26 protein-coding genes are annotated in these 26,177 nt (G+C 60.3%); 10 read left to right on the forward strand and 16 right to left on the reverse strand.

The window, feature by feature from the left end:
* Positions 1 to 20: 20 nt before the first annotated feature.
* The 8 genes from tsaE to ASD36_RS27130 form a co-directional block, all read right to left on the reverse strand.
* The gene (tsaE, locus tag ASD36_RS27095; RefSeq protein WP_060502479.1) at positions 21 to 1,508 is read right to left on the reverse strand and encodes a tRNA (adenosine(37)-N6)-threonylcarbamoyltransferase complex ATPase subunit type 1 TsaE; all 1,488 of its coding nucleotides are present in this window, start codon (positions 1,506 to 1,508) and stop codon (positions 21 to 23) included.
* Complete coding sequence (locus tag ASD36_RS27100) at positions 1,508 to 3,988, reverse strand: PAS domain-containing sensor histidine kinase (RefSeq protein WP_060502478.1); 2,481 nt, start codon at positions 3,986 to 3,988, stop codon at positions 1,508 to 1,510. Before ASD36_RS27100 ends, tsaE begins: the two co-directional genes overlap by 1 nt.
* Before the next feature lie 403 nt (positions 3,989 to 4,391).
* The gene (gene ahcY, locus ASD36_RS27105) at positions 4,392 to 5,792 is read right to left on the reverse strand and encodes an adenosylhomocysteinase (protein ID WP_060502477.1); all 1,401 of its coding nucleotides are present in this window, start codon (positions 5,790 to 5,792) and stop codon (positions 4,392 to 4,394) included.
* Positions 5,793 to 5,974: 182 nt separating this feature from the next.
* Positions 5,975 to 6,247 carry an HPr family phosphocarrier protein gene (locus ASD36_RS27110; protein WP_037096716.1) on the reverse strand — a complete coding sequence of 91 codons (273 nt, stop codon included), beginning with the start codon at positions 6,245 to 6,247 and terminating at the stop codon, positions 5,975 to 5,977.
* A gap of 13 nt (positions 6,248 to 6,260) precedes the next feature.
* Positions 6,261 to 6,662 (reverse strand): PTS sugar transporter subunit IIA, encoded by a 402-nt coding sequence (locus ASD36_RS27115; protein WP_037096714.1) that lies wholly within the window; start codon positions 6,660 to 6,662, stop codon positions 6,261 to 6,263.
* Positions 6,663 to 6,808: 146 nt separating this feature from the next.
* Positions 6,809 to 7,276: a serine kinase gene (locus ASD36_RS27120; protein WP_060502476.1), complete on the reverse strand. Its 468-nt coding sequence runs from the start codon at positions 7,274 to 7,276 to the stop codon at positions 6,809 to 6,811.
* Entirely contained in the window at positions 7,273 to 9,027 is a 1,755-nt protein-coding gene (locus ASD36_RS27125; RefSeq protein ID WP_244481962.1) for a sensor histidine kinase, read from the reverse strand. Before ASD36_RS27125 ends, ASD36_RS27120 begins: the two co-directional genes overlap by 4 nt.
* A 219-nt stretch (positions 9,028 to 9,246) precedes the next feature.
* Positions 9,247 to 9,981, reverse strand: a complete 735-nt coding sequence (locus ASD36_RS27130) for a response regulator transcription factor (protein ID WP_037097523.1) — start codon at positions 9,979 to 9,981, stop codon at positions 9,247 to 9,249.
* Between the two features lie 340 nt (positions 9,982 to 10,321).
* On the opposite strand from ASD36_RS27130, the gene ASD36_RS27135 reads away from it, so the two are divergent.
* From ASD36_RS27135 to ASD36_RS27155, 5 genes are all read left to right on the forward strand, one after another.
* Positions 10,322 to 11,932 carry a phosphoenolpyruvate carboxykinase gene (locus tag ASD36_RS27135; RefSeq protein ID WP_060502474.1) on the forward strand — a complete coding sequence of 537 codons (1,611 nt, stop codon included), beginning with the start codon at positions 10,322 to 10,324 and terminating at the stop codon, positions 11,930 to 11,932.
* Between the two features lie 140 nt (positions 11,933 to 12,072).
* Complete coding sequence (gene arfB / locus ASD36_RS27140; protein WP_060502473.1) at positions 12,073 to 12,507, forward strand: alternative ribosome rescue aminoacyl-tRNA hydrolase ArfB; 435 nt, start codon at positions 12,073 to 12,075, stop codon at positions 12,505 to 12,507.
* A gap of 85 nt (positions 12,508 to 12,592) precedes the next feature.
* Positions 12,593 to 13,060 (forward strand): peptidoglycan-binding protein LysM, encoded by a 468-nt coding sequence (gene lysM / locus ASD36_RS27145; protein WP_060502472.1) that lies wholly within the window; start codon positions 12,593 to 12,595, stop codon positions 13,058 to 13,060.
* Between the two features lie 5 nt (positions 13,061 to 13,065).
* Positions 13,066 to 13,506: a hypothetical protein gene (locus ASD36_RS27150; protein ID WP_060502471.1), complete on the forward strand. Its 441-nt coding sequence runs from the start codon at positions 13,066 to 13,068 to the stop codon at positions 13,504 to 13,506.
* A gap of 7 nt (positions 13,507 to 13,513) precedes the next feature.
* Positions 13,514 to 14,125 (forward strand): alpha-ketoglutarate-dependent dioxygenase AlkB, encoded by a 612-nt coding sequence (locus ASD36_RS27155; protein ID WP_060502470.1) that lies wholly within the window; start codon positions 13,514 to 13,516, stop codon positions 14,123 to 14,125.
* A 3-nt stretch (positions 14,126 to 14,128) separates the two neighbouring features.
* Here ASD36_RS27155 and coaA read toward each other — a convergent pair whose 3' ends face one another.
* Genes coaA through hisB form a run of 7 tightly spaced genes read right to left on the reverse strand, consistent with a single transcriptional unit; the run spans position 14,129 to position 18,740 of the window.
* A complete protein-coding gene (gene coaA, locus ASD36_RS27160; protein ID WP_060502469.1) occupies positions 14,129 to 15,124 on the reverse strand; it encodes a type I pantothenate kinase in 996 nt (331 codons plus the stop codon).
* 5 nt (positions 15,125 to 15,129) lie between these two features.
* Entirely contained in the window at positions 15,130 to 15,444 is a 315-nt protein-coding gene (locus tag ASD36_RS27165; RefSeq protein ID WP_037096695.1) for a phosphoribosyl-ATP diphosphatase, read from the reverse strand.
* An 18-nt stretch (positions 15,445 to 15,462) separates the two neighbouring features.
* Positions 15,463 to 16,239 carry an imidazole glycerol phosphate synthase subunit HisF gene (gene hisF, locus ASD36_RS27170; RefSeq protein ID WP_060502468.1) on the reverse strand — a complete coding sequence of 259 codons (777 nt, stop codon included), beginning with the start codon at positions 16,237 to 16,239 and terminating at the stop codon, positions 15,463 to 15,465.
* Positions 16,236 to 16,979, reverse strand: coding sequence for a 1-(5-phosphoribosyl)-5-[(5-phosphoribosylamino)methylideneamino]imidazole-4-carboxamide isomerase (hisA, locus tag ASD36_RS27175; protein WP_060502467.1), 744 nt, complete (start codon positions 16,977 to 16,979; stop codon positions 16,236 to 16,238). The genes hisF and hisA overlap by 4 nt, the downstream gene beginning before the upstream one ends.
* A gap of 1 nt (position 16,980) precedes the next feature.
* Positions 16,981 to 17,631: an imidazole glycerol phosphate synthase subunit HisH gene (hisH, locus tag ASD36_RS27180; protein ID WP_060502466.1), complete on the reverse strand. Its 651-nt coding sequence runs from the start codon at positions 17,629 to 17,631 to the stop codon at positions 16,981 to 16,983.
* Positions 17,631 to 18,104 carry a DUF2628 domain-containing protein gene (locus ASD36_RS27185; protein WP_060502465.1) on the reverse strand — a complete coding sequence of 158 codons (474 nt, stop codon included), beginning with the start codon at positions 18,102 to 18,104 and terminating at the stop codon, positions 17,631 to 17,633. Before ASD36_RS27185 ends, hisH begins: the two co-directional genes overlap by 1 nt.
* A 27-nt stretch (positions 18,105 to 18,131) precedes the next feature.
* Positions 18,132 to 18,740 (reverse strand): imidazoleglycerol-phosphate dehydratase HisB, encoded by a 609-nt coding sequence (hisB, locus tag ASD36_RS27190; protein WP_060502464.1) that lies wholly within the window; start codon positions 18,738 to 18,740, stop codon positions 18,132 to 18,134.
* Between the two features lie 222 nt (positions 18,741 to 18,962).
* On the opposite strand from hisB, the gene hslV reads away from it, so the two are divergent.
* The 4 genes from hslV (at position 18,963) to ASD36_RS27210 (ending at position 23,447) form a co-directional block, all read left to right on the forward strand.
* Complete coding sequence (gene hslV / locus ASD36_RS27195) at positions 18,963 to 19,487, forward strand: ATP-dependent protease subunit HslV (RefSeq protein ID WP_060502826.1); 525 nt, start codon at positions 18,963 to 18,965, stop codon at positions 19,485 to 19,487.
* 45 nt (positions 19,488 to 19,532) lie between these two features.
* On the forward strand, positions 19,533 to 20,840 hold the full coding sequence (gene hslU / locus ASD36_RS27200; protein ID WP_037096682.1) for an ATP-dependent protease ATPase subunit HslU: 1,308 nt from the start codon (positions 19,533 to 19,535) through the stop codon (positions 20,838 to 20,840).
* A gap of 196 nt (positions 20,841 to 21,036) precedes the next feature.
* The gene (locus tag ASD36_RS27205) at positions 21,037 to 21,969 is read left to right on the forward strand and encodes a DUF1402 family protein (RefSeq protein WP_112834683.1); all 933 of its coding nucleotides are present in this window, start codon (positions 21,037 to 21,039) and stop codon (positions 21,967 to 21,969) included.
* Positions 21,970 to 22,052: 83 nt separating this feature from the next.
* The gene (locus ASD36_RS27210; protein WP_060502462.1) at positions 22,053 to 23,447 is read left to right on the forward strand and encodes a cytochrome P450; all 1,395 of its coding nucleotides are present in this window, start codon (positions 22,053 to 22,055) and stop codon (positions 23,445 to 23,447) included.
* Here ASD36_RS27210 and ASD36_RS27215 read toward each other — a convergent pair.
* On the reverse strand, positions 23,410 to 24,027 hold the full coding sequence (locus ASD36_RS27215) for a hypothetical protein (RefSeq protein ID WP_060502461.1): 618 nt from the start codon (positions 24,025 to 24,027) through the stop codon (positions 23,410 to 23,412). The two genes, ASD36_RS27210 and ASD36_RS27215, sit on opposite strands and share 38 nt — an antisense overlap.
* A gap of 141 nt (positions 24,028 to 24,168) precedes the next feature.
* Between ASD36_RS27215 and ASD36_RS27220 the strand changes: the two genes are divergently transcribed.
* Positions 24,169 to 26,169, forward strand: coding sequence for a hydantoinase/oxoprolinase family protein (locus ASD36_RS27220; RefSeq protein WP_060502825.1), 2,001 nt, complete (start codon positions 24,169 to 24,171; stop codon positions 26,167 to 26,169).
* The last annotated feature ends 8 nt before the right edge of the window (positions 26,170 to 26,177 follow it).

Genomic DNA, 26,177 nt, shown 5'->3' on the forward strand with positions numbered 1-26,177 from the left:
GCTTCAGCCGTTGATTCGGCTTAAAGGATTCCAGCCTTTATGCACCAATCGCGCAAGGGTGCGAGCGCTTCGTGTTGCAGCGCCACTTCGAGATAGGAAAATGTCCGCGGCATGTGCTTCATGTAGAGAGGCTTGCCGTCACGCTGCATCAGCCGCACCCAGATGCCCACGAGCTTGCAATTACGCTGCGCTGACATCAGATGCCAGTCGCGCCGGAATGTCGCTTCATCGAAGGAGCCAAGAGCGTGGCGTTCGGAGCAATAGAGCGACAGCATCGCATCGCGCAGCTCTGGCTCGATCGTGACGCGGGCATCCTGCGAGATCGAGGCGACGTCATAGGCGGTCGGGCCGATCATCGAATCCTGGAAATCGATGATGCCGATCCGCTCAAAACCTGCGTGATCACCGCGCCAGATGATGTTCGGCGAATGGAAGTCCCGCAGCAGCAGTTTCTGTTCTGACGAACCCAACAGATCGATCAGTTGGTCCCAGACCGCGAAATAACCATGACGCTCGGCATCGGAAGCTTTTTCGCCGCGCTTCCAGGGCAGGTACCAGTCGAGCAGCAGACTGGTTTCGATCTTCATCGCCGTGCGGTCGAAATCGGGGATGTGGTGGGTGACGGCGCCGAGGGAAATATCCCGTGTCACGGGCTGCGCATGCAGATGCGCCAGCACGCGGGCGCTTTCCAGATAACGCTCGGCAATCGGTTGTCCCTCTGCGTCGAGAATACCCTCACTGCCGAGGTCTTCGATCAGCAGGATGCCGGCATCGAGATCGGCCTCATAGATATCCGGTGCGCAAAAGCCCTTAGTCCGAATATCGTGGGCGACGGCGACGAAGGGGATGACATCTTCGGCGATATGGGCGAGCTGCTGATAATATTTGCCGTCCTGAAGGATGGGGCCGGGCTTGTGACGGGCCGAGTCCATCAGGATGCGGGCGGGTTCGCCGGGCATGAGAATGCGTTCATAGGCACGTGCGGAAGCGTCGCCGCTCAGATGCCGGCGCTTGGCATCGCCAAGACCCTGCTGTTTGAGAAAAGCGCGGATGGCAAGGCTGCGTTCAATCCGCGCAAGGGCGGAAGCTTCGCCGGTGATCGTGACGGTGCGTCCGTCACCAAGATGAGAAAACGTGGCGGTCAGCCGTGACTTCGGCAGCGCTGCCAGGGCATTTTCCGGCCATTCCACCAGGCAGATACCCTCGGACAGGGCCTCGTCGAAACCTAGCTCGTCGAGTTCCGAAACGTCGGCCAGCCGGTAGAGATCGAAATGCGAAACCGGAATACGAAGGTCGTAGCTTTGGACCAGCGTGAAGGTCGGACTTGGAACCTCCAGCATCTCGTCGTCGGCCATGGCGCGCAGGAAGGCGCGTGCCAGTGTCGATTTGCCCGCACCAAGATCGCCCGACAGGGCGAGACAGTCGCCGGCCTTCAAGGCCAGCGCAAGGTCTTCGCCGAGCTCGATGGTCGCCGCCTCGTCCTTGAGGGTGAGCTCGATCACCTGCATTATTCCGCCGCGGCGATCTGTGGCAGTTCGCCGGATGGGATGCGGCAGGTCACTTCCGTTCCTTCGCCTTCGCGGCTTCGGATTGATACAGTTCCGTGATGCAGGCTGACGAAACTTTCGACGATTGACAGTCCAAGGCCGGCGCCACCATGCTGGCCATGGCTTTCGAACCGCTTGAATACGGTGTCGAGCACATCCTGCGGAATGCCGGCGCCGCTGTCGGTGACGCTGAACACAAAATCGCTGCCCTCGCGGCGGCACTTCAGGCTGACGGTGCTGCCGTCAGGGGCAAAATTGGCGGCGTTGGTCAAAAGCTTGATGAGGATCTGCTTCAGACGTTGATGATCGGCGACGAACAGACCCAGCATATCCGGCGTATCGATCTGCAGGGTGACGGCGCTTTCCTGCAGCCTGTCGGCCATCTGCAGCGACACTTCATCGAGGAAGTCGGTCAGGTTGATTTCCGAGAGGTCAAGCTCGACGATGCCCGCATCGACGGTTGCCAGATCGAGAATATCATTGACGATCGTCAGAAGCAGTGAGGACGAGGTGGAAATGTGATCGACATATTCCGCCTGCCGTTCCGTCAGCGATCCGAAGGTGGGCGTTTTCAGGAGGTCGGCAAAGCCGATGATATTGGTCAGCGGTGAGCGCAGTTCATAGGATACGTGCTGGACAAAATCGTTTTTCAGATGGTCCGCCATCCGCAGCGCATCGTTCTTTTCGGTCAGTGCGCGCTCGACCCTTGCGCTGTCGGTGATGTTGACGAAGGTCAGCATCGTCTGGGCGTTGGGTAGCGGGATGACGGCGAAATCGAGGATCAGGCCGGTGCGCAATTCGAGAATACCCTGGCAGGACGGGCGTTCGTCGTCGAAGCTGGTGATAAGATGCGAAAACTGCTTCCAGCCATCCGGCTGGTCGTAGGACGGCGCACAGGCCTGCTCGATGGAGCGGATATGCGTCCCTGGCTTTGCCTCGAGCTCGGTGACGCCCCAAAGTGCGCGGAAGGCCGGATTGGATAGCTTGATGCGGCCGTCGGGGCCGAACACGGCGACGCCTTCGGACAGATGGTCGATGGTCTCGCCCTGGACCTGGACCAGCGTGTTGTAGCGGGTTTCCAGATCGACTTTCTCGGTCAGGTTCTCAAACACCCAGGTTGCGCCGCCTTGCGGGCGGGCGGTGGCGAACACACGCAGGGTCTGGCCGTTGGGCAGATGCCAGAGGTCGGATTGCGTCTCGATCGCCTGATAGACAGCGAGCGCCCCATCCTTCCATTGCTTCCAGTTCAACTGTTCGGGCAGTTTGCCGGCGGCGCGCAGCCGGTCGAGGATTTCGCCATTGCCGGGCTTGCGCTCAAGGAAGCCCATGTCGAGGTCCCACAGGCGCTGGAAAGCCTGGTTGTAGAACTGCAACTGCTGACTGCCATCGAAGATCGCGACGGGCGTTGCAAGATGATCGAGCGTTTCGGCGTGGCTCTTCAGGGTGCGGTTGAGCTCCTCGCGAACGGCCTCGACATCGGAGACGTTGATCGCCATGCCGGCAGAACCGCTGGTGCTCTTGGCGTCAACCACGTCGAAGAACGTCCGGTTTCCACGCACGACGGTGGAGACCTTGTCGCGATAGGGCGAATCATAAGTGCTGATGACGCGGATTTTCTCACGGGCTACAGTTGCCAGAAGCTCACGGCTCTCCTTGACTGCAGCGGACGGATCGGCGGCTTCAACGGCTTCGGCATAGGCGTCGTTCACCCACAGAAGGGCGCCGTCCGGCCCACGCTGCCAGACAGGCAGATCGATCGCATCGAGCAGCGTGTGCAGGTTAGAAAGCGAGCCGTGCAGGCGGTCGCGTTCCATTTTCACTTCCGCAAGCTCGGCTCGCAGATTGTTCAGCGCCACGAACCGGACGAAGGCACGGCCGCCGGAAACGCGGCCCTGGGTTTCTATGATTTCGCTCCGGCTGGTTTCGACGATGAGGTCGAAGCTCTCGGCATTGGAGCGCAGCAGTTCGATGGCTCTTTCCAGCTCGGATGCCGATTGCGATTTCATCCAGCGGCCGAAAGCGAGGAAGTCACGGTCATCCTGGGGTGCGCCGGTTTCGGCCGGTAGCTGGCCGAGAAATTCGGGTTTGTTCGACTGGCCTTCCCAGACGACAATGCGCCGGTTCTTGTCGGCGATCAGCGCCTGGAATCGCGAAATCCGATGGTTGGCATCGGCCAGCGCCGTGTTCAGTTCCCGGTTGTCGATTTCCATATTGCCGCGCTGGCGGATCAGCCAGATAGCGGAGAGCATTGCCGCAGAAACGATGCCGATCAGCACGGAAAAGGTGACGACTTCGGACGAACCGAAGAGGTTGGCTGTTGCGACGCCCTCAGCCGCCGCAAAAGCAGGGCAAGCAAAAGCGACGAGCGTCGAGCTTGCCATGAACCGGCGCAACAGGGACGGAATCCGGCTGCCGACGCGTTTCAAAGGACCTGTTTCCATGGCGTGCTTCCCCGTTTGCACCACATATGACCAATGTGCCGGAAAACCCGAATCACGTGATCATCTGTGTATTCAATACCTTGAAGCGTGCCCCGGCCTTTCGGCCAGGTAACGTTCAAAGCTCATTCGCCTGGGTGCAAATCGCCACGCAGTACCAAATCGAAATCCCGCCAGGGCAGGCCTCGTTCAAATCCGATTGCAGTCCGGCATGTCTTCGTCTGTTTGCCGCCTCAACGACAAGACATCCCATTCGCGACGCGTCTGTTCCGCATCTTCGTCACGAATCATTGTGCCAAAAACATACGCCTTCGGGGAATCCTCGGGAAGGGCAGGGCAAAAAAAGAGGCCACGATCTTTTGTCAAGATCGCGGCCTCTATATGTTGTGGATTATCCGGGTAAGGACTAGTAGCGGTAGTGTTCAGCCTTGAACGGGCCTTGCGGCTTAACACCGATATAGCCGGCCTGTTCTTCCGAAAGCTCGGTCAGCTTGGCGCCGAGCTTGGCGAGGTGAAGGCGTGCGACCTTCTCGTCGAGGTGCTTCGGCAGGATATGAACGCCCTTTTCGTACTGATCACCCTTGGTGAACAGTTCGATCTGGGCCAGCGTCTGGTTGGTGAACGAAGCCGACATGACGAAGGACGGGTGGCCGGTGGCATTACCGAGGTTGAGCAGGCGGCCTTCCGACAGAAGGATCATGCGGTTGCCCTTGGGGAACTCGATGAGGTCAACCTGCGGCTTGATGTTGGTCCATTTCAGGTTGCGCAGTGCGGAAACCTGGATTTCGTTGTCGAAATGGCCAATGTTTCCAACGATCGCCATGTCCTTCATCTCGCGCATGTGGTCCATGCGGATGACGTCCTTGTTGCCGGTCGTCGTGATGAAGATATCGGCCGAAGACACAACGTCTTCCAACTGAACGACTTCAAAACCGTCCATGGCGGCCTGCAGGGCGCAGATCGGGTCAACTTCCGTGACCTTGACGCGGGCGCCAGCGCCAAGCAGCGAAGCAGCAGAGCCCTTGCCGACGTCGCCGTAACCGCAAACGACTGCAACCTTGCCGGCCATCATGACGTCGGTGCCGCGGCGGATGCCGTCGACCAGCGATTCCTTGCAGCCATACTTGTTGTCGAACTTCGACTTGGTAACCGAATCGTTAACGTTGATCGCGGGGAAGGGCAGCAGGCCCTTGGCATGCAGCTGGTAGAGACGGTTGACGCCCGTTGTGGTTTCTTCGGTCACGCCCTGGATGGCATCGCGCTGTTTGGTAAACCAGCCCGGCGAAGCGGCCAGGCGCTTCTTGATCTGGGCAACGAGGATTTCTTCTTCTTCCGACTCCGGCTTCGAGAGAACGTCCTCACCGGCTTCGGCGCGGGCACCGAGCAGGATGTACATGGTGGCGTCGCCGCCGTCATCGAGGATCATGTTGGAAACGCCGCCGTCGGCCCACTGGAAGATCTGGTCCGTGTAGGTCCAGTAGTCTTCCAGGCTTTCACCCTTGATGGCGAAGACCGGGACGCCAGATGCCGCGATCGCGGCGGCAGCATGGTCCTGCGTCGAGAAGATGTTGCAGGAGGCCCAGCGAACTTCCGCACCGAGCGCGACCAGCGTCTCGATCAGGACAGCCGTCTGGATGGTCATGTGCAGCGAACCGGTGATGCGGGCGCCCTTCAGCGGCTTGGACGCGCCGAATTCCTCGCGGCAGGCCATCAGGCCCGGCATTTCCGTTTCGGCAATGATGATTTCCTTGCGGCCGAAATCGGCAAGGCCGATATCCGCAACAACATAGTCGTTTTTCGTGCTCATGAGAGTCTCCGGGCTGGTGCCATGCACGAAGTCCTGACGTTTTGGCAGGGCCGGGCAGGGCGCACTATAATTCGGCACTTCCCGCAGTCTGCAGGAGGTTTGTTCCTCAATTATCAGGAAAAGTGAACAGGAGCAACAGGACATAAAGAAGTCTTTATGTCTTTATGTGTTTCCGCCCGAGCCTAGATTTCTTCGCCGAACTTGTCGGCAACCAGTGCGTCGAGAGCATCGAGAGCCTCCTGTGCCTGACGGCCGCTGGAGGTGACGGAAACCGAACAGCCGGTGCTGGCAGCCAGCATCATCAGGCCCATGATCGAAGTGCCGCCGACAGTCATACCGTCCTTCGAGACGTGGATTTCGGCATCGTAGCCTTCGACCGTCTGTACGAACTTGGCAGACGCGCGGGCATGCAGTCCGCGCTTATTGACGATCAGGAGGTCGCGGGAGAGGGTCATGACCGGAGTCCCGTTATTTTCCACTGAGGACACGGCTTGCGACATTGATGTATTTCCTGCCTGCTTCGGACGCTTCGACGAGTGCCTTGTCCATATCGCTCTCGCCTCGGACTCCGGCCAGTTTGATCAGCATGGGAAGGTTGACACCGGCAATCACTTCAACGGTGCCACTCTGCATGACCGAGATTGCCAGGTTGGACGGCGTGCCGCCAAACATGTCTGTAAGGATAATAACGCCATTGCCTTCATCGGCAGCAAGAACAGCGTGCAGGATATCCTGCCGGCGCTGATCCATGTCATCCTCGGGGCCGATGCAGACAGTCTCGATTGACTTTTGCGGACCAACGACATGCTCCAGCGCATGACGAAACTCTTCAGCCAGCTTGCCGTGTGTGACAAGCACAAGTCCGATCATGGTGTCTTCGCTCCAACTGCATCTGCAAATCTATAAGGAGGGTCAGATATCGCAATGCAGCAATTTCGTCCACCTTAGGGCGGCCATCTTGGCAAGGAAAAGCCGAATGGCAAGTTAAAAATCCGCAAATGCTGCTTTAAAAGGCATCAAAGTCCTTGAAAATTGGCATTTTGAGGTAAAATAAGCCGCAGAATTTCAAAGGAATTCAAGCCTTCGGCCATGGGAAGGCGGTACAAGGGTAAAAAATCACCGGACGGCAAAGAAAACCTCTCGTTTTCCGGGGGTAAACGCGGCTCAAACGGCGATTTGACCGGCAGAATGGCAAAATCGATTGCGGCGGCCGGTATCGTCTCGACGGCAAAGATCCCTGCACCGCGGACTTCGGCAAGGCCTGCAATCGCGGCGGGCCGGCGGGCGATAATGTGCCCGTCATGCACTGAGATCAGCACCTGATCATCCGAGACGAGCGCCGCAAACAGCCCGCAATTCCTTGCCGCCGACAGGCAAGAGAGCGCCAGCATTGACTTGCCTGCGCCGGACGGGCCAACAAACAAAAAACCCTGGGTTCCAAGCACCACGGCGGTCGCGTGAACATTGACCGCCGGGTGGGTCATGCGTGACTTTCGATCGGAAGCGAAAGAATGAAACGGGCGCCGGTAATCTTGCCGCTCGCATCCATCATGTTCTCGGCCTTCAGCGAGCCGCCATGGGCTTCGGCGATCTGGCGGGAGATGGAAAGACCAAGGCCCGAATTCTGGCCAAAATCCTCGCCGTCGGGACGGTCCGTGTAGAAGCGTTCGAAAATCCGGTCGATGTCTTCGGCCTGGATGCCCGGGCCGTTATCCTCGACATAGATGATGCAACGGCTGCGGGTCCGGGTCAGGCGCAGGACGATGCGTCCACCCTGGTCCGGAACGAATGACCGGGCATTCTCGATCAGGTTGGTGATGATCTGCCCAATGCGCAACTCGTAGCCGCCCACATCGAAGCGCGCCTTCGGATTGTCCTTGCGCTCGACGACGAAGCTTAGTTCGACGGCCTTCTTGCCGCTGCGGATCTGCCGGGAGATATCGACAAGGCCACCGAGCAGCTTTTCCAGATCAACGGCTTTTGCGTCGCTGCGGGCAAGCTCGGCATCGAGCCTCGAGGCATCGGAAATATCGCTGATCAGCCGGTCGAGGCGGCGCACGTCGTGCTGGATGACGTCCATCAGCCGCTTCTTGGAATCGTCGGTGCGGGCGAGCGGCAGCGTCTCGACGGCGCTGCGTAGCGAAGTCAGCGGGTTCTTCAGTTCGTGGCTGACATCGGCGGCAAAGTTCTCGATCGCGGCGATACGATCGTAGAGCGCCGTCGTCATTTCGCGCAGCGCAACCGACAGGTTGCCGATTTCGTCCTGGCGGGAGGAGAAATCCGGGATTTCCTCACGCTCCTTGGCGCCGCCGCGCCGCACGCGGATGGCAGCTGCCGACAGCCGGCGCAAGGGGTTGGCAATGGTGCTCGACAAGAGCAGCGACAGGATGACGTTGACGAGGGCGGCGACGCCGAAGACGCGAATGATCGCCAGCCGCTCGGCGTGAACGATCTTGTCGATATCACCGGCCTGCGTTGACAAAAGCAATACACCGAGAACCGCACGGAAGCGCTGAACAGGCACGGCAACAGAGACGATCAACTCGCCCTTTTCGGTGACGCGCACAACAGCGCCACGAACACCGGTCAACGCATTCATGACTTCGGGATAGATCGCGCCGTTCCCGCCCGGAGGTTCCTTGTAAAGCGGCAGATTACCCGGTTGCAGCACGCGGTTGAACCAGGAGTTGAACCGTTCGGACCATGTCGCGGCTTCCGGCTCGATCGGTGGCAGGTCGAAACGCAGCACCTGGCCACCGGTATAGAGATGGCGGGAATCCAGCAGCAGGTCGGCGTCGGCATCGAACAGACGGGCGCGGGTGCGGGTCGGCGAGATCAGCCGCCGCAGCACCGGTGCCACACGTTCCTGATTGATCGGGAATTCGAGATCCTCGTCGCTGGGCAGCGGCGTGATGCTTTGGCCGGCCTGCAGTTCCAGGAGTTTTTCAGGATCGATGGTGATCGAGTTGGTATCGACGGAAGCAGACGCCGCAATGGCGCCGGCGATGATTTCTCCTTGTGTCAAAAGACTTTCGACGCGTGCATCGATCAGCCCCTCGCGGAACTGGTTCAGGTACATGATGCCGCCGACAAGCACGACCAGTGCGACGAGATTGAAGAACAGGATGCGGCGCGTCAGGCTGGAAAAGACGGCGTTGCCGAAGATGCGGCGAATCAGCGTGAAGGGATGCGCCCACTTGCGGCCCGCTGCCGCCCGTGTTTCGCTGTCATCCATATCGATGTTTCGCAAGACTTCGACCAAGCCTTCAACTCCCGCTTTCGCGGCCCCTGTATGTCAATGGCAGGTTACTGCCGTCCGCCCGGGGGCGGAATGGAGATTACGCTCTTGTATCTCACGTTGGCGCGGAGCCGTATCATACAGCTCCGTCCTTGGCCACGCCAGACATGCACATCAGGGTAGATGCCCGGCGTGGTCAGGAGACAAGGCTGGGCTTCAGGCGGATTCGCGGAAGCGGTAACCGACGCCGTAGAGCGTTTCGATCATGTCGAAGTCGTTGTCGACCATCTTGAACTTCTTGCGCAGCCGCTTGATGTGGCTGTCGATGGTGCGGTCATCGACATAGACCTGCTCATCATAGGCAGCGTCCATCAAGGAATCACGGCTTTTCACCACGCCGGGGCGCTGCGCCAGCGAATGCAGGATCAGGAACTCGGTGACCGTCAGGGTCACGGGTTCGTTCTTCCAGGTGCATGTGTGGCGCTCCTGGTCCATCGACAGCTGGCCGCGCTCCAGCGAGCGGGCCTGGATATCGGCTGCACTCTTGGCCGCGCCGCTGCCAGTGCTCGCGGCGGCCGCTGCTTCCCGGTTGGCCGAGCGGCGCAGGATCGCCTTGACGCGTTCAACCAGCAGTCGCTGCGAGAATGGCTTGGTGATGAAATCGTCGGCGCCCATCTTCAGGCCGAACAACTCATCGATCTCCTCATCCTTGGAGGTCAGGAAGATCACCGGAATATCGGATTTCTGGCGCAGGCGGCGCAGAAGCTCCATGCCGTCCATGCGCGGCATCTTGATATCGAAGATGGCGAGCTGCGGCGGCCGGGCAAGCAGACCGTCGAGCGCCGAGGCACCGTCGGTATAGGTTTCGACCTTGTAGCCTTCCGCCTCCAGTGCAATCGACACCGAGGTCAGGATATTCCGGTCGTCATCGACAAGTGCAATCGTCTGCATCGTATAGGGCTCCACCATTTCGCTGCGCCTCCGAGGCCAGCCCGGTTGTCCGGGCTCTGCTGCGGCAAGACGCGTTTCATGAGTATAAAGGTGGAACAAATTGTGGCGAAGTAAAATGCAAAAGCAACGAGCCGGATGCCGAGAGGGTGTTTCCGGCAAAAAAAGGATGTCTGAAAACGCGCGATTCAACCGATTAAAAAAGCGATATTTTCTTTTAAATCGATTAATATACTGAAATCATTATATTTTTTACGACAGCAATCTTGTCTTTTTGCCTCCGTCCTTTTATGGTCGCTAACATTCAACGTTCTGTCGGCAAACCACGGAGGAAAGCTGGACCATGCAGGAGCTCGGCATTCGCAACCCATCCCTTGGGCTGGAATCAATCGGTTTCAACAACCTGGACACGGTTCGGTACAACTTTGGCACCGCTGAACTCTACGAGGAAATCCTGCGCCGCAGCGAAGCGCAGCTGACCGCAGACGGGGCCGTGCGCGCCCTGACGGGCCAGCACACCGGCCGCTCGCCAAAGGACAAGTTCGTCGTTCGCGACGAAAATACCGCGGACGAAATCTGGTGGGACAACAACAATGCAATGTCGCCGGAGCATTTCGCCATCCTGCACCAGGACATGCTTGATCATGCCGAGGGCAAGTCGCTCTATGTGCAGGATCTGATCGGCGGTGCCGACGCGGAAAATGCCCTGCAGACCCGCGTCATCACCGAATTTGCATGGCACTCCCTGTTCATCCGCAACCTGCTGATCCGGCCGGAAACGGCGTCGCTCGCCAACTTCGCGCCGAAGCTGACGATCATCGACCTGCCGGATTTCAAGGGTAATCCTGCCCGTCATGGTTGCCGCACCGAAACCGTGATTGCCTGCAACTTCACCAAGGGCATCATTCTGATCGGCGGCACGTCCTATGCCGGTGAGATGAAGAAGTCTGTCTTCACTATGCTCAACTACCTGTTGCCGGCCAAGCGCGTCATGCCGATGCACTGCTCGGCCAATGTCGGTCCGGACGGCGACGCAGCCGTATTCTTTGGTCTTTCGGGTACGGGCAAGACGACGCTGTCGGCCGATCCGAAGCGCACGCTGATCGGTGATGACGAGCATGGCTGGGGCGAAGATGGCATCTTCAATTTCGAAGGTGGCTGCTACGCCAAGACCATTCGTCTGTCGGCAGAAGCCGAACCGGAAATCTTCGAGACCACCCGCCGTTTCGGCACAGTGCTTGAAAACGTCATTCTCGATGAAAACCGCAAGCCGGACTTCAACGATGGTTCGCTGACCGAAAACACCCGCTGCGCCTATCCGCTCGATTTCATCCCGAATGCCAGCAAGTCGGGAACAGCCGGGCATCCGGGCACGATCATCATGCTGACGGCCGATGCTTTCGGCGTCATGCCGCCGATCGCCCGTTTGACGCCAGACCAGGCCATGTATCACTTCCTGTCCGGCTACACCGCAAAGGTTGCTGGTACGGAAAAGGGCGTGACTGAGCCGGAAGCCACCTTCTCCACTTGCTTCGGTGCGCCGTTCATGCCGCGTCATCCGTCGGAATACGGCAATCTGCTCAAGGCTTTGATCGCCGAACATGGTGTCAATTGCTGGCTGGTCAACACCGGCTGGACTGGTGGCGCCCATGGCACGGGACATCGCATGCCGATCAAGGCAACGCGGGCGCTGCTCGCTGCAGCGCTTGATGGTTCGCTGGCCTCGGCCGAATTCCGCACCGACAGCAACTTCGGCTTTGCCGTGCCGGTTGCGGTACCGGGCGTCGATACCAGCATCCTTGATCCGCGTTCCACCTGGAGTGACGGCGTTGCCTATGACGCGCAGGCCCGCAAGCTGATTGATATGTTCGTTGCCAACTTCGCCAAGTTCGAAAACCATGTCGACGGCAGCGTCCGCGACGCGGCTCCCGGCGTGAAGCTCGCAGCGGAATAAAACAACCCTCACAGAGGGTTGCAGATGATGATTCACGTGAAACCCGGCACGAAAGTGCCGGGTTTTTGCGTTGCCGGTGGGTTCGCGCGTTTTCAACGCCTGTTTCCTGTGAGATAGAGCGATGGAAGGATGAAAACCACATGGCCAGCGATCCGCTTTACATCAACGACCGCATTGTGATCGCCGGCTGGGAGCTGACGGAGCAATTCGTGCTGGCCGGGGGGCCTGGTGGGCAGAACGTCAACAAGGTCTCGACCGCAGTTCAGCTGTTCTACGGCATCGCCGCTTCGCCGGCCTTGCCGGAGCGGGTGCGCGACAACGCCATCAAACTGGCGGGCCGCAAGGTTTCCAAGGATGGCGTGCTGATGATCGAGGCCAGCCGCTTCCGCAGCCAGGAGCGCAATCGCGAGGATGCGCGCGAACGGTTGAAGGAGCTGATTTTCAAGGCCGCCGAGCCGCCACCGCCGCCGCGCCGGAAAACCAAACCGACCAAGGGCTCGATCGAGCGGCGGCTGAAGGAAAAGACCGGGCGGAGCGAAGTCAAGAAGATGCGCGGCCGCCCGCAGAACGATTGATCGCGGCAATTTTCATCCGGGCCTTGTTTTTTTCCCATCACTGCACTCTGTTAGGGTTGAAGAAACCCGCAAAAGGAGATGCGCCATGGGTCTGTTCAGCTTTATCAAGAATGCCGGCAAGAAGCTCGGCATCGGCGGCGATGACGACGCACCGGATGTCGAAGCGGTGAAGAAGGAGCTGGCCTCCCACGATCTCGGCACCGATAAGGTCGATGTTGCGGTCGAAGGCGACAAGATCGTGCTGACCGGCGTGGTGAAGGACCAGTCCGCCTTTGAAAAGGCCGTTGTTGCCGTTGGCAATACGCTTGGCATCTCGAAGGTGGAAGCCGCCGAGCTCAAGGTCGCCGATGGTGCTGCGGCGCCCGTCGCGGCCAAGGAGCCGGTCTTCTACACTGTAAAGAAGGGCGACAACCTCTGGAAGATCGCCGAATCGCAGTACGGCAAGGGCAAGGGGGTGAAGAATACCGTCATCTTCGAAGCCAACAAGCCGATGCTGACCCATCCGGACAAGATCTATCCCGGCCAGGTCCTGCGTATTCCGGCGCTGGATTAAGCTTCATGAAAAGGCTCAGCGCGGTTCTGCTGGTTTTCCTGGCTGCTGCGGCAGCGATATTCAGCGGACCTGCGCTGGCTTTGACGTTCCGCGAGCCCGCCAAGGGATCGGCGGAGCGGGCTGCCATTATGGATACCCTGCGCCCGGCGGTGGAGGCCGAGATGCGCGGCCCGGTCGAATTCGTGGTCACCACCATCCGGGTGACGCCGAACTGGGCCTTTGTGCAGGTCGAGCCACAACGCCCCGGCGGCGGCGTGATCGATCCCGAGGAAACCGGTTTTGCCGGCGATACCGACATGATGGACGGGCTGACGGTCTATGGGTTGATGGGCTTTCAAGCCGGCCGCTGGAACCTGATCGACCATATGGTCGGCCCGACCGACGTCGGTTACGCCGACTGGCAGCAGCGTTACGGCGTTCCCGCTGCCTTGCTCGGGCTGGAATAGGTTTCCGATGAAGGCGCTGCCCCAAGGTGTCCGGCACATTCCGGATTTTCTCGACCGGGAAAAACAGGAAGCTCTGGTCGAGAGCATCCGGACCGTCGTGGCGGAAGCCCCGCTGTTCGTTCCGGCCATGCCCCGCACCGGCAAGCCGATGTCCGTGCGCATGACCAATTGCGGCTCGCTCGGCTGGGTGACGGACAAGGAACGCGGCTATCGCTATCAGCCGCACCATCCGGTCACCGGCAAACCATGGCCGGCAATGCCCGATGTGCTACTCGATATTTGGCGCGCGGTTTCCGGTACCTCAAAGGAGCCGGAGGCCTGCCTCGTCAATTTCTATGCCGATGATGCCCGCATGGGCCTGCATCAGGATCGTGACGAAAAGGATCTGGAAACGCCGGTCGTGTCGATTTCGCTGGGAGACAGCTGCCTGTTCCGCGTCGGCGGCACCGAGCGCAGCGGCGGAACGCTGTCGTTCAAGCTGTCGAGCGGCGATGTCGTCGTGTTGGGCGGCGAGGGGCGTCTCGCCTTTCACGGCGTCGACAAGATCTACCCCAACACGTCGACATTGCTGAAAAACGGCGGCCGCATCAACCTGACGCTCCGCCGCGTCACGCTGTAAGCGTCAGAGTTTGCGCAACGCCACTGTCTCGGTCAGGTGATTGGGGCCTTTTTGAAGAATAAGATCAGCACGCGGCCGGGTCGGCAGGATGTTCTGGCGCAGGTTCTTCAGGTTGATGTTCTGCCAAAGCCCCTCGGCGATCGTCAGGGCTTCCTCTTCGCTCACCTGCGCATAACGCTTGAAGAACGAATCCGGATTGCGGAAAGCGGTCTGGCGCAGCCGCATGAAGCGGTTGACGTACCAGGTGTGGATCAGACTCTCTTCCGCATCGATATAGATCGAGAAATCGAAGAAATCCGACACCATCGGCACGATCTTGCCGTCAGCGGGCAGATTGCGTGACTGCAGGACATTGATGCCCTCAAAAATCAGGATGTCGGGACGGTCCACCACCTGGAACTGGTCTGGCAGAACGTCATAGCTGAGATGGGAATAGCTTGGCGCCTGGACATTCGGCTGCCCGGCCTTGATCGCCGACAGGAAACGCAGCAGCGCGCCGATATCGTAGCTTTCCGGAAAGCCCTTGCGGTCCATCATGTTTTCCCGCAGCAGCGTCGCGTTGGGATAGAGAAAACCGTCCGTCGTCACCAGATCGACCTTCGGGCTCGATGGCCAGCGCGACAGAAGCTCGGCCAGAATACGCGCCGTCGTCGATTTGCCGACGGCAACGGAGCCGGCGATGCCGATCACAAACGGCGTCTTGGCATCGTTCGACATGCTGAGGAAAGCCTGGCGCTGGGCAAACAGCTTTTGCGAGGATTCCACGTGAGTCGACAGAAGACGGGATAGCGACAGGTAGATGCGCCGGACTTCGCTGAGATCGATCGGGTCGTTCAGCGAGCGCAGCCGCTGGACTTCATCGGCCGACAGGGTCAGCGGCGTGTCTGCCCGGAAATGCGACCATTCCTCAGCCGAAAAGAACCGGTAGGGCGAATAGTCCTTGTTGTCGAAATGATCCGGAATATCGGCCGGCGCGATGTCTTTTGCGGCGATGGTCATGACGTCTACCGGCTTGCCTTTTCCTGGAGGCCCGACTGGCTGGTGCGCCGTTCGAGTTCATCCATCACATCCTGCAACGGAATATCAGCAATTTTCAATACGACCATCAGATGATAGACCAGATCGGCACTTTCGGCGATCAGGTTGGTCCGGTCATTGGAAATCGCCGCGATCACGGTTTCGACGGCCTCCTCGCCAAGCTTCTTGGCGGCCTTCGCCTGCCCATGGGCAACGAGTTTGGCGGTCCAGGATTCGTCGGGTGACGCTTTTGCCCGCGTGGCGACGATCGCTTCAAGGTCGGAAAGGCTGAAATTGCTCATCTGTCTTTGTCCTGAAGCTCAATCGAGCCGCATGGCAATGCCATGCTCTGCCATATAGCGCTTGGTTTCGCCGATGCTATAGGTGCCGAAATGGAAGATCGACGCCGCCAGCACCGCGGTCGCATGGCCGTCGCGAATGCCTTCGACCATATGATCGAGCGTGCCGACGCCGCCGGACGCGATGACCGGCACGGACACACGGTCAGCAATGGTCCGGGTTAGCGCGATATCGTAACCGGCCTTGGAGCCGTCGCGGTCCATCGAGGTCAAAAGCAGTTCACCGGCGCCAAGCTTGACCATCTTTTCCGCAAACGTCACCGCGTCGATGCCGGTCGCATTGCGGCCACCATGGGTGAAGATCTCCCAGCGGTCTTCCTCGCCAGGCTTCGAGACTTTCTTGGAATCGATCGAGACGACGATGCATTGGTTGCCGAACTTGTCGGCTGCTTCAGCGACGAAATCCGGATTGCTGACAGCAGCGGAGTTGATCGACACTTTGTCGGCTCCGGCCAGCAGAAGCTTGCGGATATCGGCGACGCTGCGCACCCCTCCACCAACGGTCAGTGGCATGAAGCAATGATCGGCGGTGCGGGCCACAACATCGAAGATCGTGTCGCGATTATCGGAGGAGGCGGTAATGTCGAGGAAACAGAGTTCGTCAGCACCGGCAGCGTCATAGGCCTTGGCCGATTCGACGGGGTCACCGGCATCGATCAGGTCAAGGAAGCTGACACCCTTGACGACACGGCCGTCCTTGACGTCGAGGCAGGGGATGACACGGGCTTTAAGGGTCATGCCGCTTTTCCTTTCGCACTCTGGATGAGTGCCAGCGCTTCGGCCGGATCGATGCGTCCATCATAGAGCGCCCGGCCGGAGATCGCGCCTTCGAGCTTTGCCGCATCCGGCTGAACCATGCGGCGGATATCGTCCATTGAGGCAAGGCCGCCCGAGGCGATGACGGGGATGGAAACGGCATCGGCCAGTTCCAGCGTCGACTCCCAGTTGATGCCTGTCAGGATGCCGTCACGGTCGATATCGGTGTAGATAATGGCTGAAACACCGGCCCCTTCGAATTTCTGCGCCAGTTCGATGACACCGAGTTCGGAGGCTTCTGCCCAACCCTCGACCGCCACCTTGCCGCCCTTGGCATCGATACCGACGGCGACCTTGCCGGGGAATTTTTTACAGGCCTCGATCACCAGCGCCGGATCGCGCACGGCAACGGTGCCGAGAATGACACGCGCGAGGCCACGCGACAGCCAGTTCTCGATATGGTCGAGCGTGCGAATGCCGCCACCGAGTTGCACCGGGTTCTTCGTGGATTTCAGGATGGCATCGACGGCAGCACCGTTGACGGTCTCACCGGCAAAGGCGCCGTTCAGATCGACCACGTGGAGCCATTCGAACCCCTGGTCCTCGAAGGCCTTGGCCTGGGCGCCGGGGTCGGGATTGTAGACGGTCGCCTGTTCCATGTCGCCGAGCTTGAGGCGCACGCACTGGCCGTCTTTAAGGTCGATAGCGGGAAAAAGGATCATGTCAGGGCTTCCAGCGCAGAAAATTCGAAATGAGGGCGAGGCCGAGCGTCTGGCTCTTTTCCGGATGGAACTGGGCGCCTGCCGTGTTGTCCCGGGCAACAAACGCCGTCACCGTGCCGCCATAGGCCGTGGTGGCGATCAGGTCGTCCGGGTTTTCGACGGCCAGATGGTAGGAATGGACGAAATAGGCGTGCAATCCGTCCTCGCCGGTGGTGATGCCGTCAAACAGCGCATGCGGCTTCCTGAGTGTCAGCGTATTCCAGCCGATCTGCGGGATTTTCAGTGATGGGTCGGAGGGAACGATTTCGACGACGTCGCCCTTGATCCATCCAAGCCCCTGCGTAGTGGTCTTTTCCAGGCCGCGCGCCGACATCAGCTGCATGCCGACGCAGATGCCGAGAAACGGACGGGCGGATTGCTCGACGGCGTGCGCCAGTGCTTCGCGCATGCCGTCGACAGCATCAAGGCCGCGGCGGCAGTCGGCATAGGCGCCAACGCCGGGCAGAACGATCCGGTCGGCGCTGGCAACCCGGTCCGCCTTGTCGGTCAGCTCGATCGTGGCGTCGATGCCCGCTTCACGTGCAGCCCGTTCGAACGCTTTGGTGGCCGAGCGCAGATTGCCGGATCCATAATCGATGATCGCAACGCGCATCAGCGTTCTCCATAATTCTCAAAAAGGCCGACAGCAGCGCGATTGCCGCCGGTGGCTACCGTCGTAGCGGCCGGCAAGACCGGCGGCTGCCAGGTATCGGCGGCATCGGCGGTTTCCGCCGTTGTGTGGTCGTAGATCATTTCGGCGGTCGGCAGGTCATCGGCGGTGATGACCGATTGCAATGTCCAGCCCGCAGCCTCCAGGCGGCGGGCAATAAAGGCCGGACCTTCAAGCGCGACCAGCAGGCGCAAGGCCAACTCAATCAGGAAACCGGCCAGGCTCGGCTCCGGGGTCGCAAAGGCAACCAGCCCCTGCAGGATGGCGACAGCAATACCTGCCACCCATTGGCGCTGGAACAGAAGCCAGATTGCCGGGAAGATGAAGGCAATCCAGGAAAACTTGTCGGCGATGAACCGGGCGTCCACGTCGGTTCGCGGTGCGCCGGGAGATGTCAGAACCAGATAGGAGGCCATATCAGCCAACTTTCAAACTGGGCCGGATCAGACCAGCGTACCCTTGGTCGAGGGAACGCGGCCTGCCTGGCGCGGATCGATCTCTGTTGCCGTGCGAAGCACGCGGGCAACGGCCTTGAAGCAGGTTTCGGAGATATGATGGTTGTTGGCGCCATAGATGTTCTGCACATGCAGCGTGATGCCGCCGTGCTGGGCCAGCGCCTGGAAGAATTCGCGCACCAGTTCGGTATCGAACGTGCCGATCTTCGGCGCCGAGAAATCGACGTTCCAGACGAGGAACGGCCGGCCGGAGACGTCGACGGCCGCACGGGTCATCGTTTCGTCCATGGCAAGATCGAGCGAAGCGTAGCGGGTGATGCCGCGGCGGTCGCCAAGCGCCTTGGAAAGGGCCTGGCCGATGGCGATGCCGGTGTCTTCCACGGTGTGGTGGTCGTCGACATGGCGGTCGCCCTCGGCAACGATATCCATGTCGATCAGCGAATGACGGGAAAGCTGCTCCAGCATATGGTCGAAAAAGCCGACGCCGGTGGAAATCTGCGACGTTCCGGTGCCATCGATATTGACGGACACGGTCACCGAGGTTTCGTTGGTCTTGCGCGAAACGCTGCCGGTGCGGCTCACTTGCTTGTCGGCCATCAGGTTCTCCCGAATGTAATAGAGCCGCTCCTTATCAGGCGGTGGGCGAAATATCCAGAACTGCCGCCATGATTCTCGCAAGCGCGAAATGGTGCCGGATCGAGGCGGAGCATGGGAGCGCGGCGTGGGCTATTTGCAATCGGCAAAAGCGCTCTTACATAGGTTTCAACAGGGCCGATGTACGGCTCTTCGAAAAGCCCGCAAGCCGGGCAGGGTGGTTTCATGACAACGATTATTACCGTCCGCAAGGGCGGACAAGTGGTGATGGCCGGTGATGGCCAGGTGAGCCTCGGCCAGACCGTGATGAAGGGCAATGCCCGCAAGGTTCGCCGCCTCGGCAAGGGCGATGTTATCGCCGGGTTTGCCGGTGCAACGGCCGATGCCTTCACGCTGCTGGAGCGGCTCGAATCCAAGCTCGAGCAGTATCCGGACCAGTTGATGCGCGCCGCCGTCGAGCTTGCCAAGGACTGGCGCACCAACAAGTATCTGCGCAATCTCGAAGCGATGATGCTGGTGGCCGACAAGAACATTACCCTCGCCATCACCGGTAACGGCGATGTGCTTGAGCCGGAACACGGCACGATCGCCATCGGCTCGGGCGGCAACTACGCCTTCGCGGCGGCCCGCGCGCTGATGGATACCGATAAGAGCGCCGAGGAAATCGCCCGCAGGGCGATGGAGATCGCCAGCGATATCTGCGTCTACACCAACGGCAATATCATCGTCGAAAAGCTCGATGCCGCGTAATCGCGACGCAGTTCCGCGTAACCGGCGTATTTTTGAAAGAAGACCATGACCACATTTTCCCCCCGCGAAATCGTGTCGGAGCTCGACCGGTTTATTATCGGCCAGCACGATGCCAAGCGCGCCGTCGCCATCGCCTTGCGCAACCGCTGGCGCCGCCAGCAGCTTTCTGATGAGCTGCGCGACGAAGTCATGCCGAAGAATATCCTGATGATCGGCCCGACCGGCGTCGGCAAGACGGAGATTTCCCGCCGTCTGGCCAAGCTCGCCGGCGCGCCCTTCATCAAGGTCGAGGCAACGAAATTCACCGAAGTCGGCTATGTCGGCCGCGATGTCGAGCAGATCATTCGTGACCTCGTCGAAGTCGGCATCGGCCTGGTGCGCGAAAAGAAGCGCGCTGACGTCAAGGCCAAGGCGCATCTGAACGCGGAAGAACGCGTGCTTGATGCCTTGGTCGGCGCGACCTCCTCGCCCGCCACCCGCGACAGCTTCCGCAAGAAGCTCAGGGCTAATGAGCTGGACGACAAGGAAATCGACATCGAGATCGCTGATACGGCAACGCCGGGCGGCGGCTTCGAAATCCCCGGCATGCCCGGTGCCAATATCGGCGTTCTCAACCTGTCGGAAATGTTCGGCAAGGCGATGGGACAGCGCACCAAGAAGGTTCGTACAACCGTCAAGGAAAGCTATGGCATCCTGATCAACGACGAATCCGACAAGCTGCTCGACAATGAGGAGATCCAGCGCGAAGCGGTACGTTCGGCGGAGAATGACGGCATCGTCTTCCTCGACGAGATCGACAAGATCGCTGCCCGCGATGGCGGCATGGGCGCCGGTGTTTCACGTGAAGGCGTGCAGCGCGATTTGCTGCCGCTGGTCGAAGGCACGACGGTCGCGACCAAGTATGGCCCGGTGAAGACCGACCATATCCTGTTCATCGCGTCCGGTGCCTTCCATGTTGCCAAGCCGTCGGATCTTCTGCCGGAACTGCAGGGCCGCCTGCCGATCCGCGTCGAGCTGAAGGCGCTGACCAAGGAAGATTTCCGCCGCATCCTGACGGAAACCGAGGTCAGCCTGATCCGCCAGTACAAGGCGCTTCTGGAAACCGAAGGCGTCGATCTGGACTTCACCGAAGACGCGCTGGATGCGCTGGCCGATGTTGCGGTCAAGCTCAACACCAGCGTCGAAAATATCGGTGCGCGCCGCCTGCAGACGGTGATGGAGCGGGTTCTCGACGAAATCTCCTACGCAGCACCGGACAAGTCCGGCGAAGCGCTGAAGATCGATGCCGATTATGTGCAGAAGCATGTTGGCGATCTCGCCGCCAATACGGACCTGTCGCGTTACATTCTGTAAATTTGCAACGGACGTTTGTTAACGATTGGGGCACTTGCTATAATGGCTGGTGCCCTTGTTGTTTGTGATATCCATACGCGATAAGGCTTTCGCCGGTGCCGGGCACAATTCCGGCACGATTTTGCCGCAGCGTCCCGGTGCATCCGGAACGTCAAGATTGCTTCACAGGAAACAGAGCGTGCGCCCCATCCTTCACATGCTTCTCGTCGCGGCAATGATTGCCGTTACCGGCCCCGCCATGGCGGACGGCATTCGTGTGGTGCCTGAGGGCAACCGGTATCAGGAGCAGCCGAATGTCCCGGGCGCATCCGTGCGCCGGACCAAGGCCGGTAAGACCTCGTTTGATGCGAAATACGACAAGGTGCGCAATCTGCTGGCCAATGACGGCAAGCTGATGGGCAAGATCAAATCGACGGCGCGCGCCTATGGTATCGACCCGATCCACATGATCGGCGCCATCGTCGGCGAGCATACCTATAATGTCGACGCTTATGACCGGCTGCAGTCCTATTACGTCAAGGCCGCAGCCTATGCCGGCGACAGTTTCCGCTTTGGTTATGAAGGCGAAACGGTAGCGCAGTTCGTGGCGCGTCCGGAATTTTCAAAATGCGAAGCCAAGAAAAGCTCCTATGCGTTGTGGACCTGCCGCGAAAGCGTCTGGGACAGCCAGTTCCGCGGCAATACGGTCGGCGGCACGTCCTATCCGAACAATCGCTTCAGCGCAGTGTTCTTCCAGCCGTTCTTCGCTGGCCAGACCTTCGGCCTTGGCCAGATCAATCCGCTGACCGCCCTGATGCTGACCGACATGGTGTCGCGCGTGTCCGGCTATGACCGTCTCGACGAAAACGATGCGGCGGGCGTCTACAAGGCCATCATGGATCCGGACCAGTCGCTTGCCTATATGGCTGCCTCGATCCGTCATTCGATCGACGCCTATAAGTCGATTGCCGGTATGGATATTTCCGACAATCCCGGCATCACCTCGACTCTCTACAATGTCGGCAATCCCGACCAGCGCGCCGCTGCACTTGCGGCGAAGAACAAGGGCGGCGCGGTGCAGTGGCCGGAGGAAAATTATTACGGCTGGCTGGTCAACGACAAGCTTGCTGAGCTGAAGGGCCTGCTCTAGTTTTCCTGAAATAGCCACACCTTCGTGCGAGGGTTGCGGCTGGAGCTGCCAGCCGGTGGCGGCGTCCGGAAAGCTGTCGCCCCATGGACATGAGACCCGAACCGTTCGAACCACCTGCGCCAATCCCGCGCACGGTGCCGCCGTCGCGTTTGCAGATCATCCGCACGGTCATGCGCAATCCGCTGGAACTGTGGGGCGAGCCTTCCTACACGCTGCCATGGATCAATACGAAATTCGTTACCCAGCGCACCCTGATCGTCAACGATCCCAATCTGATTCGCTATATCCTCGTCGAGAATGCCTCGAATTATGAGATGTCCAAGGTTCGCCGCCTCATCCTGCGGCCGATCCTGCGCGACGGGCTGCTCACGGCCGAAGGGGAGGTCTGGAAGCGGTCGCGCAAGGCCATGGCGCCGGTGTTCACGCCACGCCACGCACGCGGCTTTGCCAAGCAGATGCTGTCGAAGACCGAGGAATATGCCGCCAAATATGACGAGGCGGCATCGGCCGGGGAAACCGTCAATATCGCCACCGATATGACAGAGCTGACCTATCAGATCCTGTCGGAAACCCTGTTTTCCGGGCAGATTGCCGCCGAGACCGAGGGTTTTGCCGATAGCGTCGAGCGGTTGCTGCACCGCATGGGCCGTGTCGATCCGATGGATATTCTGCTCGCGCCGTCCTGGGTGCCGCGGCTGACCCGCATCGGCGGCGCTAAGGTGATGGCGGAGTTCCAGGGCATCGTGGCGGAAACCATGGATCAGCGGCGGCACTTGATGCGCACGGACCCGCGAGCAGCGCCACAGGATTTCCTGACGCTGCTGCTGCAACTGGAGCGGCCACAGGGCCTTTCGACTGACGAGATCGCCGACAATATCCTGACCTTTATTGGTGCCGGCCATGAAACCACGGCGCGGGCACTCGCCTGGACACTTTACTGCGTCGCCAATTCCCCGCATGTGCGCGAAAACATGGAAGCCGAGATCGACACCGTGCTGTCGAGCGGCGCCGAGCCGGTCGACTGGCTCGACCTGATGCCGCATGTCCGTGCTTCCTTCGAAGAGGCGATGCGGCTCTATCCGCCGGCGCCCTCGATCAATCGCGCCGCCATCGAGGCCGATTCCTGGACGTCGCCCGATGGCGAGCGGGTGGATATTCCCAAGGGCATCGCGGTTCTGGTCATGCCGTGGACCCTGCATCGCCACGCACTCTATTGGGAAAAGCCACGTGCCTTCATGCCGGAGCGCTTCCTGCCGGAAAATCGCGACAAGCTGCACCGGTTCCAGTACCTGCCGTTCGGAGCCGGGCCGCGCATCTGTATCGGCGCGACGTTTGCCCTGCAGGAAGCGGTGATCGCGCTCGGCGTGTTGATGAAGCGCTTCCGGTTCGATGTGACGCCGCAGACAAAGCCCTGGCCGGTTCAGCGGCTGACCACCCAGCCTAGGGGCGGGCTGCCGATGAGGGTGTCGGCGCGCTGAAGGTTTTTCCAGGCGTCTCCGATTGCACGGCGCGGATCGGCGAATCGGAAGCCACCGGCTCCTGCATCTGCTTCTTTGGCCGCTTGATCGTCTTGATCGCCGCACAGGTTGCGTCACCAACGCCCTCGCAGGGCTTGTAGACGACGATTTCGCTGCCGGCGCCATCGTCCCAGACGGCCTGGATCGCGAGCGTCTTTGCCTCTCCGGCCGGCAGCGAGATGTAGATATACTCGTTGGTACTGCTGTCGGGCAGGTTGAACGGAATCTGCGGATTGCATTTGCCAAGCGGAAAGCGCTTGTCGAGCGCGTCGGAATTGACCGAGTAGCGGATTTCAGACAGCCGGCAATGCATGGTCTGCAGCGCGGTGAAATAGATCAGCTGCTTGTCGTCGTAATTGCGGAACTGGATCCAGCCGGTGGTCTTATTGGCATCCAGCATCGCCTTGTAGATGGCGACATCCGGAAGCACCGGCTTGTATTCTTCGTCGTCGTTGGCCTCCTGCGCAAAGGTGGGCAGCGAGAGCGCAGGCGCGCCTGCAATCGCAAGAGCCAGAAAGAGCATGCGTGAGAAACCAGTCATGCCATTATCCTTGCTTTTGACAGTGTCGCGCAGCCTCGTTGCTATGTCGGCGAAGCGATGGCCTTTCGCTGATAGATGTCATATCACCTCGTGCATATCCTTTGAAGCCGGGTTTCCGGTCTTGCCCGAATGGACGCTCTCGTGACTGATCATCTTCTCCTCGGTATCGATACCGGCGGAACCTATACCGACGCGGTTCTTTTCAGTGAAACCGAAGGCGTCGTCGCCAAGGCAAAGGCACTGACAACGCGCCACGATCTTTCTGTTGGTATTGCCGGTGCAGTGGAGGCCGTGCTGGAACAGGCAAAGGCGCCTGCATCGGCGATCAGCCTTGTGTCTCTGTCCACGACGCTTGCGACCAACGCGCTGGTTGAGGGACAGGGCGGCCGCGCCGGTCTTGTCATGATAGGATTTGGTCCGGAAGACCTGAAGAGGGATGGCCTGCAGGAAGCGCTGGGCTCCGATCCTGTGATCTTTCTGCCCGGTGGCCATAATGTCCATGGCGGCGAAACATTGCTCGACATGACGCTGCTTGACGAAGCCCTGCCTGAGCTTGCAACACAGGTCGCGTCCTTCGCCGTGGCCGGTTATTTCGCCGTGCGGAATCCGGCTCATGAGCAGCGCGTGCGTGAGCGTATCCGCGAAATGTCGCATCTGCCGGTCACCTGCAGTCATGAGCTGTCCTCCAAACTTGGCGGCCCCCGCCGGGCGCTGACGACCCTTCTCAATGCCCGCCTGGTCTCGATGATCGACCGGCTGATTGGCGCCTGCGAAGGTTTCCTGAAAAGTCGCGGCATCGATGTACCGATGATGGTCGTGCGTGGCGACGGCGCGCTGATATCGGCGTCGGAGGCGCGGCTGCGGCCGATCGAAACCATTCTCTCAGGCCCCGCTGCAAGCCTTGTCGGTGCCCGGCATCTGACTGGCCTCGACAATGCCGTTGTTTCCGACATCGGCGGTACCACCACCGATGTCGCGGTGCTGGATCAGGGCCGTCCCCGTCTGGATGGCGAAGGCGCTGTCGTCGGCGGGTTTCGCACCATGGTTGAGGCGGTGGCGATGCGCACCTTTGGCCTCGGCGGCGATTCGGAAATCCGTATCAACGATCGCGGCCTGCAGGCGAAGATCGATCTCGGCCCGCGCCGCTTCCTGCCGCTCAGCCTTGCGGCTGTGGAGCATGAGGATGCGGTTATTTCCGTGCTCGAGCGCCAGTTGCGTACGGCCCACGTCGGGCGTCACGATGGCCGCCTGGCCGTGCGGACCGGGCTTCCCGATCATCTGGCTAGCGGCCTGCAGCCGCAAGAAACGGCTCTGTACGAACGGATCGGCGCGGTGCCCGTGGCGCTGGAGAGCCTTTTGACCAGCACCTTGCAGAAAGCAACGCTGGACAAGCTGGTGGCGCGTGGCCTCGTCCATATCTGCGGCTTCACCCCATCCGATGCCATGCATGTGCTGGGGCGGCAGAACCAGTGGAACGCCACGGCGGCCCGGCTGGGCGCGGAACTTGCAGCCCGCATCAAGGATGGATCCGGCAAGCCGATCGCTTCTTCTGCGGAAGTGCTGTCGGAAATGATCGTCGCCCGCCTGACCCGCCAGTCCGCCGAAGTCATTCTCTCCTCCTGCCTGGCGGAAGACGGAGCGGCCATCGATCCCACTGTGTCGCTAGCCGTCGACCGGGCGTTGAAGCGTGAGCCGGGCATTGTCGCATTTTCGCTGTCGCTCGATCGTCCGCTGGTCGGGCTTGGGGCGTCCGCCCCGGTCTATTATCCGGCAATCGCCGATATGCTCGGCGCTGAATCGTCGATCCCCCCGGAGGCCGGGGTCGCCAATGCCGTCGGCGCCGTCGTCGGCCAGGTGCGGGCTTCGGTTACGGTGTTTGTCACGGCGCCGGAAGAGGGTATCTTCATCGTCAATGGTGCCGGTCCGAGCAGCCGGTTCCTGGATCAGGAACAGTCTTTCGCGTTCGCCCGCGATCGGGCGCAAGCCGCAGCCTTGGCATCGGCCCGGTCAAACGGCGCAGACGAGCCGGCCTTGGTCATGCGGGAGGAAATCGACGCTCCGGAAACTGAGGGGAGCCGAAAGCTGATCGAGGCGCGGTTCACCGCGACTGCCAGCGGCCGCCCGCGTGTGGCCAATGATTGATTTGTTCT

It is taken from the genome of Rhizobium sp. Root1334 (assembly GCF_001426665.1).
Lineage (GTDB): Bacteria > Pseudomonadota > Alphaproteobacteria > Rhizobiales > Rhizobiaceae > Pararhizobium.